The following is an 8,271-nucleotide window of genomic DNA, read 5'->3' as shown; positions in this document are numbered from 1 at the left end:
ATTCATATATTTATAAAATATTTTAATCTGTTTGATAGAAAAGATATTGACTTACCCACAGGCGAACCCATATAGCTTTTATCTAAACAATACACAAACTTTAAAGAAAGAAAACAGATGAGATTCGACAAACTAACCGCAAAATTCCAACAAGCGCTGGCCGATGCCCAAAGCATGGCTTTGGCTGCCGACAACAGCTATCTCGAAGCAGGCCACGTATTGAAAGCCCTGCTCGACGATAACGAAGGCGGCACCGCCGCCCTGCTTTCTCACGCCGGCGTAAATGTGCCGCAAGTAAAACAACAACTTACCCAAACCCTAAACAGCCTGCCCAAAGTATCCGGCACCGGCGGCGAAATTCTGCCCAGCCGCGAATTGCAGGCCGTCTTAAACCTGATGGACAAAGCTGCCGTGAAGCGCGGCGATGCTTATATTGCCAGCGAACTGTTTCCGCTGGCACTGGTACAGCAAAACGACAGCACCGGCAAAATTCTGAAAAACGCCGGAGCCACCGAACAAAACATCAATGCCGCGATTGACGCGGTACGAGGAGGAGCCTCTGTGGATAACCCCAATGCCGAAGACCAACGTGAAGCCCTGAAAAAATACACGCTCGATTTAACCCAACGCGCCCGCGAAGGCAAGCTCGACCCCGTGATCGGCCGCGACGACGAAATCCGCCGCGCCATTCAAGTTTTGCAACGCCGCACCAAAAACAACCCCGTGTTAATCGGCGAACCCGGCGTGGGTAAAACTGCCATTGTGGAAGGCTTGGCGCAACGTATCGTGGACGGCGAAGTGCCCGATTCCCTACGCAACAAACGCCTGCTGGTGCTCGATTTGGCCGCATTGATTGCCGGTGCCAAATACCGCGGCGAGTTTGAAGAACGCTTAAAGGCCGTCTTAAACGATTTGGCTAAAGACGACGGCAACACGCTGATTTTCATTGATGAAATCCATACTTTAGTCGGCGCGGGCAAAACCGACGGCGCGATGGACGCGGGTAATATGCTCAAACCCGCCCTTGCCCGCGGCGAACTGCACTGTATCGGTGCCACTACTTTGGACGAATACCGCCAATACATCGAAAAAGATGCCGCGTTGGAACGCCGCTTCCAAAAAGTATTGGTAGGCGAACCGAGCGTGGAAGACACCATCGCCATTCTGCGCGGCTTGCAGGAACGTTACGAAATCCACCACGGCATCGACATCACCGACCCGGCCATCGTTGCCGCCGCAGAGTTGAGCAACCGCTACATTACCGACCGCTTTCTGCCCGATAAAGCCATTGATTTGATTGACGAAGCTGCCAGCCGCATTAAAATGGAGCTGGATTCCAAACCCGAGCAGATGGACAAACTCGACCGCCGCATCATCCAACTCAAAATGGAAAAAATGCACGTTGAGAAAGAAAGCGACGATGCCAGCAAAAAACGCTTGGAACTGATCGACGAAGAAATCGCCGGCCTGCAAAAAGAATACGCCGATTTGGACGAAATCTGGAAAGCAGAAAAAGCCGCTTCCGCCGGCACCGCCGACATCAAAAAACAAATCGATGACATCAAAGTCAAAATCGAGCAAGCCAAACGGCAAGGCGACTTTGCCCGCGCATCCGAGCTGGAATACGGCGAACTGCCCAAACTCAGCCAACAGCTGCAAGCACTGGAAAACAATCCGCAAGAGCAGCAAGCCAACAAACTTTTCCGCACCAAAGTGGGCGCGGACGAAGTGGCCGAAATCGTATCGCGCATGACCGGCATTCCCGTGGCCAAAATGATGGAAGGCGAACGCGAAAAACTGCTGAAAATGGAAGACGTGCTGCACAACCGCGTTGTCGGCCAAAACGAAGCCGTGCGCGCCGTTTCCAACGCCATCCGCCGCTCACGCTCCGGCTTGGCCGACCCCAACAAACCCTACGGCAGCTTCCTCTTCTTAGGCCCGACCGGTGTCGGCAAAACCGAGCTGTGCAAAGCATTGGCGAGCTTCCTGTTTGACAGCGAAGACCATTTAATCCGCATCGATATGTCGGAATACATGGAAAAACACGCCGTTGCCCGCTTAATCGGAGCGCCTCCCGGCTACGTCGGCTACGAAGAAGGCGGCTACCTAACCGAACAAGTCCGCCGCAAACCTTACAGCGTGATCCTGCTCGACGAAGTGGAAAAAGCCCACCCCGACGTGTTCAACATCCTGCTGCAAGTGCTGGACGACGGCCGCTTGACTGACGGGCAAGGCCGCACGGTAGACTTTAAAAACACCGTGATCGTGATGACTTCCAACATCGGCAGCCAGCACATCCAGCAAATGGGCGTAGCCGACTACGATGCGGTGAAAGAAGTGGTGATGGAAGACGTGAAAGAACACTTCCGCCCCGAAATGATCAACCGTATCGACGAAGTGGTCGTGTTCCACGGCTTGGATCAGGCCAATATCCGCAGCATCGCCAAAATCCAGCTCAAAGGCTTGGAAAAACGCCTTGCCGCCCAAAACCTGCACCTCAAAGTCGACGATGCCGCGCTCGACATCATCGCCAAAGCAGGCTTCGACCCCGTTTACGGCGCACGCCCGCTCAAACGCGCCATCCAAGCGGAAATCGAAAACCTGCTGGCCGTTGCGCTGCTGGAAGGCAAATATCAGCCTGAAAGCGTGATTCATGTGAAAGCGGATGGGGATAATTTAATATTTAATTAACTATTTTATAGCTAACTATAACCAAAGGCCGTCTGAAAATTTTCAGACGGCCTTTTCATGAGTTAAAATACGTTTCTTTGTGATAACTTAAGCTATTATTCACTATGTCTGCACTACAAACTCTTCTCTCCCAATTTCGCGAGCTGACTCAAACCGAACGCGATAAAGGCACAGCTTTTGAGAATCTAATTATTCGTTATTTTGAAAACGAACCTTACTACCGTAGCCAATATGTCAAAGTGCAGACCTATGCTGAGTGGGCGCAAGAGCATTTTGAATCATTGAAACTAAGCAGTAAAACCGATACCGGCATTGATTTGGTTGCTACTACTCAAGCTGGTGAGTTCCACGCAATTCAATGCAAAAACTATGCTCCGGAAAAAACCATTCAAAAAGCAGACATCGATAGTTTCTTTACCGCTTCTGGAAAACACTATTTCAACCACCGTTATATTGTGACCACTACCAACAAATGGTCATCGAATGCCCGTGCCGCGCTGATTGACCAGCATATTCCGGTAGCGGTTATCAATCTGGAAGATTTGGAAAACAGCCGGATTGACTGGACACAATATCAAATTGATGCTTCTCCCGTATTAAAAGCGCGTAAAGATCTGCGGCCACACCAACAACAAGCACTTAAAAGCGTGCAAAACCGTTTTAACGGAGGTGAAGCCCGAGGCAAACTGATTATGGCTTGCGGCACAGGCAAAACCTTCACTGGCTTAAAAATTGCCGAAAACATTGCAGGTATAGGGAAGCGGGTATTGTTTTTAGTACCCAGCCTATCCTTATTAAGCCAAACCTTGCGTGAATGGACGCAAGACAGCGAAATCGCTTTAAACAGCTTTGCCGTGTGTTCCGATAGTGACGTTGGCAAGAAAGGTAAAAAAGACGAAGACGACCGTGTGCTGGTCAATACCAGTGATTTGCAATTTCCGGCGACAACCCATGCAAAAAGTTTGGCTCAAGCCATAAGCGTTGCCGAAGCCAAAAACAATCGGCAGGCTATGACTGTTGTCTATGCCACTTATCACTCTATTGATGTGATTCATCAGGCGCAAAAACAATTCGGGCTACCTGATTTCGATCTGATTATCTGTGACGAAGCCCACCGCACTACCGGAGCAACCTTCGACGGTGATGATGAATCTGCCTTTGTCCGTATCCATGATGCCGATTACATCAAAGGTGCAAAACGTCTGTATATGACTGCCACGCCGCGCATTTACGGTGAGACCGCCAAAGCTGCTGAAGGAGTGGTGTTGTATTCGATGGATGACGAAACCCATTACGGCAAAGAATTTTTCGTTCTCACTTTCTCTCAAGCCGTTTCAGACGGCCTCTTGGTTGATTACAAAGTGATTGTATTGGCTATTGAAGAATCTCATGTCAACCGCCGTTTGCAAAATCTGCTCACCGATGGCAATAACGAACTCAAAGTCGATGATGCCGCAAAAATCGTCGGTTGCTGGAAAGCCTTATCCAAATACGGGCTGACCGGCGAAGACGGAGCTTTATATAACCCCATGCGTCGAGCTGTCGCCTTTTGCCAAGTGATTGAAAAAGAATATAAAGGCAGCAAACACAAAGTCAGTTCCAAACTGATTGCCGAAATGTTCCAAGCCGTAATTGAAGAATACCAACAAGCTGAAAGCAAAGCTTTGTTGGAACACAATCCCGATTTAAAACTGCCTCCGCAATTAGCCATGAAGTGTGAAGCTGAACACGTTGACGGTAGTATGAATGCAGGCGAAAAAGAAAACAAATTACAATGGCTCAAAGCAGAGCTACCCGATAATACCTGCCGCATTCTTTCCAATGTACGTTGCCTGTCTGAAGGCGTGGATGTACCTGCACTTGATGCCGTACTGTTTCTTACACCACGAAATTCACAAGTAGATGTTGTGCAGTCTGTCGGGCGCGTAATGCGCCGTGCCGAGGGCAAAAAACAAGGTTATGTCATTCTGCCGGTTGTGATTCCTGCCGGTATCGAAGCCGAAGATGCGTTGGATAAAAACGAAAACTACAAAGTCGTTTGGCAGGTGCTCAATGCCTTACGTGCGCATGACGACCGCTTTGATGCCATGATCAACAAACTGGAGTTCAACGGCAAAGATACTCAAAAAATGGAAGTGATTGCCGTTGCAGACAAAGTACAGGCAAAGCAAAAACGCCAAAGCAAGAGTGCAAAAGCAGTAGGTAACGCACGAGGTGGCAACGCTATCGGCACAAAACCGGAACACAATCCCGATAATCAAGGAACCATTGAATTCGAAATCGGCGAAATCGAACGCGCCCTATATGCCAAAATCGTCAAAAAATGCGGCAACCGCCATCATTGGGAAGATTGGGCAGGTGATATCGCCAAAATCGCCCGCACCCACATCGACAGTATCACCGCCATTTTGGAAAACCCGGCGAACACCGCCGAACAAAACGCCTTTAACGCCTTTGCCGCCGAATTGCGCGACGACCTCAACAATGCCATTACCAATGCCGAAATCATCGAAATGCTGGCACAGCACATGATTACCAAACCCGTGTTCGATGCTCTATTTGAGCAATACAGCTTTGCCGAGCACAACCCCATGAGCCGAGCCATGCAAAACGTGCTGGATTTATTACAGGCCAAAAACCTTCATAAAGAGCGAAACACCCTGCAATCGTTCTACGAATCCGTGCAAATGCGTGCATCCGGTATCGAAACTGCCGAAGGCAAACAGAAAATCATCGTCGAGCTATACGACAAATTTTTCCGCAACGCCTTCCCCCGCATGACCGAGCGGCTCGGCATTGTTTATACCCCGGTTGAAGTCGTCGATTTCATCATCAAAAGCGTGGAAGACGTATTACAAAACGAATTCGGCAGCAGCCTAAAAGATAAAGGCGTGCACATTATCGACCCCTTCACGGGCACCGGCACCTTTATTACCCGACTGTTGCAAAGCGGCATTATTCCTGCCGACAGGCTACCTGAAAAATATCAAAACGAAATCCACGCCAACGAAATCGTTTTGCTCGCCTACTACATCGCCGCCATCAATATTGAAGCCACTTATCACGGCATCTTGCATGGCAATATCGACGGAAAAATTTCAGACGGCCTCGATTACCAACCCTTTAACGGTATCTGCCTGACCGATACTTTCCAAATGTACGAAAAAGGCGACATGCTCGATGAAATGCTGGTTGACAACAGCGCACGTCGCAAACGGCAGAAAGAATTGGATATCCGAGTGATTATCGGCAATCCGCCATATTCAGCGGGGCAAGAAAGTGCCAACGACAACAATGCCAATATCGAATACCCACATTTGGATGATCGTATCCGTGCAACTTATGCCGAGCATTCCAAAGCCACGAATAAAAACGCGCTATACGACAGCTACATTCGCGCTATCCGTTGGGCTTCCGACCGCATTGGAACGCAAGGCGTGATCGGATTTGTGACCAACGCGGGTTGGGTGGAAGCCAACACTGCCGACGGCTTAAGAAAATGCCTGTCTGAAGAATTCAGCAGTTTGTATATCTTTCATTTGCGCGGAAATCAACGTACATCAGGTGAACGTTCGCGCAAAGAAGGAGGCAAAATTTTTGGTTCGGGAAGCCGGGCACCCATTGCCATTTCCATTTTGGTAAAAAATCCCGAATCCCAAAAACAAGGACAGATTTATTTTCACGATATCGGCGACTATTTAACCCGCGAGCAAAAACTAGAAACAGTTGCCGAATTCGGCAGTATTAACGGCATTAGCGCACAAAACGCTTGGCAGCAGATCGTGCCAGATGAATTTAACGATTGGCTCAATCAGCGTGATCCGAATTTTGATAATTACATCAGTTTGGGAGATAAGAAAGATAAAGACGCACTGGTGGTGTTTGAGAATTATTCGAGAGGAGCAGAAACAGGGCGTGATGCTTGGTGTTACAACTTTTCTAAAGGCCGCCTGAAACAGAATGTGCAACAAATGATTGATGTTTACAATAATGAAGTTTCCCGTTTTCAGACGGCCTCTAAACAGTTATCTAGCAATCAACAGCTTGATATAGATAGCTTTGTGAATTCTGATGATACTCAAATTAGTTGGACTTCAAGCCTGAAAACTGATTTACGAAGAGGCATCTATTTATTATTTGAAGAAAACAATGTTCTGGACAGTATGTATCGCCCTTACTCAAAACAAAAAACTTATTTTAATGGAGGATTAACGCATCGCGTAGGGCAATTAACGCTGATGTATCCGAATTTTAATACAAACAATACAGTTATTTCTGTAACTGGACGTGGATCGACCAAAGAATTTTCCGCATTGATAACTAACGAAATTCCAGACTTGGAAATGATTTCAAAAGGGCAATGTTTCCCGATGGATTTGTATGACGTTTCAGACGGCATAGAGATAGCCGAACGAACGAACGAACGAACGAACGAACGAACGAACGAACGAACGAACGAACGAACGAACGAACGAACGAACGAACGAACGAACGAACGAACGAACGAACGAACGAACGAACGAACGAACGAACGAAATTATACCGTCCAATATCGCTATTTGTCTCACAGTCACAGGAAGCAAGGGATTCTCTGTCTTACTCACAGATACCATCCCAGACCTTCATCTCATCGGCGATGCACAATGCTTCCCAATGTTCCTTTACGAAACGGAGTAATAAATATGACGATTTGTATTACAGGCTTGGGAACAAGCAAAGGCTTCTCCGCATTGATAACGAACACCGTTCCCGATGTACAGATGCAGATGAACGGACAATGTTTCCCAATGTTCCTTTACGAAACGGAGGAAGCATAATGGCAACGCAAAAAGATTTATTTGCCGCAGATGCTGCACAGAGGCCGTCTGAAACAGAAAATGCACCGAAGCAGAAAAAGCTGGTACGTCGTTCTGCCATCACCGATGAAGCGTTAACACATTTCCGCGAACCTTATTCAGCCGAAGATGCAGAGAAAATCAGTAAAGAAGATATTTTCTACTATATCTACGGGCTGCTGCACAGCGAGGAATACCGTGAACGTTATGCCGACAATTTAAGCAAACAGTTACCGCGCATTCCGCGTATGAAACACTATGTTGATTTTGCCGCCTTCAGCCAAGCCGGACGTGATTTGGCCGTATTGCATCTGAATTATGAAAGTGTGCCGATGTATCAGGGCATCAAACTTTCAGGCAGTCTGAAAGAACTCAAACTTACCCCGCAGCAAATTATCGGTGGGGAAGACGAAGATTTCCGTGTGATAAAAATGAAATTTGCCAAAAAAGACGATAAAACCAAAGTCATCTATAACGGCAAAATCACGGTAGAAAACATTCCCGAAACCGCCTATGACTACATCGTGAACGGCAAGTCGGCAATCGAATGGGTAATGGAGCGACAAGCCGTTACCACCGATAAAAAATCGGGCATCACCAACGATGCCAACGATTGGGCACTCGAAACGATGGGTAATGCACGCTATCCGTTGGAACTGTTACTTAGAGTAGTTACCGTAAGCTTGGAAACTCAGAAAATAGTGAATAAATTACCTAAACTAGAGATTTTATAAAATAACCTTAA

At 47.7% G+C, this 8,271-nt stretch carries 3 protein-coding genes; all 3 read left to right on the top strand.

Going from position 1 to position 8,271, the window contains the following annotated elements; all coding sequences use genetic code 11:
* Positions 1–117: 117 nt before the first annotated feature.
* The 3 genes from clpB to AKG43_RS02850 all read left to right on the top strand — a co-directional run bounded on the left by clpB (position 118) and on the right by AKG43_RS02850 (position 8,260).
* The gene (gene clpB / locus AKG43_RS02860; RefSeq protein ID WP_054599073.1) at positions 118–2,691 is read left to right on the top strand and encodes an ATP-dependent chaperone ClpB; all 2,574 of its coding nucleotides are present in this window, start codon (positions 118–120) and stop codon (positions 2,689–2,691) included.
* A gap of 104 nt (positions 2,692–2,795) precedes the next feature.
* Complete coding sequence (locus AKG43_RS13125; RefSeq protein ID WP_082402954.1) at positions 2,796–7,508, top strand: DEAD/DEAH box helicase; 4,713 nt, start codon at positions 2,796–2,798, stop codon at positions 7,506–7,508.
* On the top strand, positions 7,508–8,260 hold the full coding sequence (locus AKG43_RS02850; RefSeq protein ID WP_054599072.1) for a type ISP restriction/modification enzyme: 753 nt from the start codon (positions 7,508–7,510) through the stop codon (positions 8,258–8,260). Before AKG43_RS13125 ends, AKG43_RS02850 begins: the two co-directional genes overlap by 1 nt.
* Positions 8,261–8,271: the final 11 nt, after the last annotated feature.

The organism is Neisseria sp. 74A18 (assembly GCF_001308005.1).
Taxonomy (GTDB): domain Bacteria; phylum Pseudomonadota; class Gammaproteobacteria; order Burkholderiales; family Neisseriaceae; genus Neisseria; species Neisseria dumasiana.
Note: the sequence above shows the minus strand (reverse complement) of the source record. Positions and strands in the feature narration are given on the sequence as shown.

Excerpts from the sequence above, each read along its gene's own strand:
- clpB (WP_054599073.1), top strand. The coding sequence starts at position 118 with ATGAGATTCGACAAACTAACCGCAAAATTCCAACAAGCGCTGGCCGAT.
- AKG43_RS13125 (WP_082402954.1), top strand. The coding sequence starts at position 2,796 with ATGTCTGCACTACAAACTCTTCTCTCCCAATTTCGCGAGCTGACTCAA.
- AKG43_RS02850 (WP_054599072.1), top strand. The coding sequence starts at position 7,508 with ATGGCAACGCAAAAAGATTTATTTGCCGCAGATGCTGCACAGAGGCCG.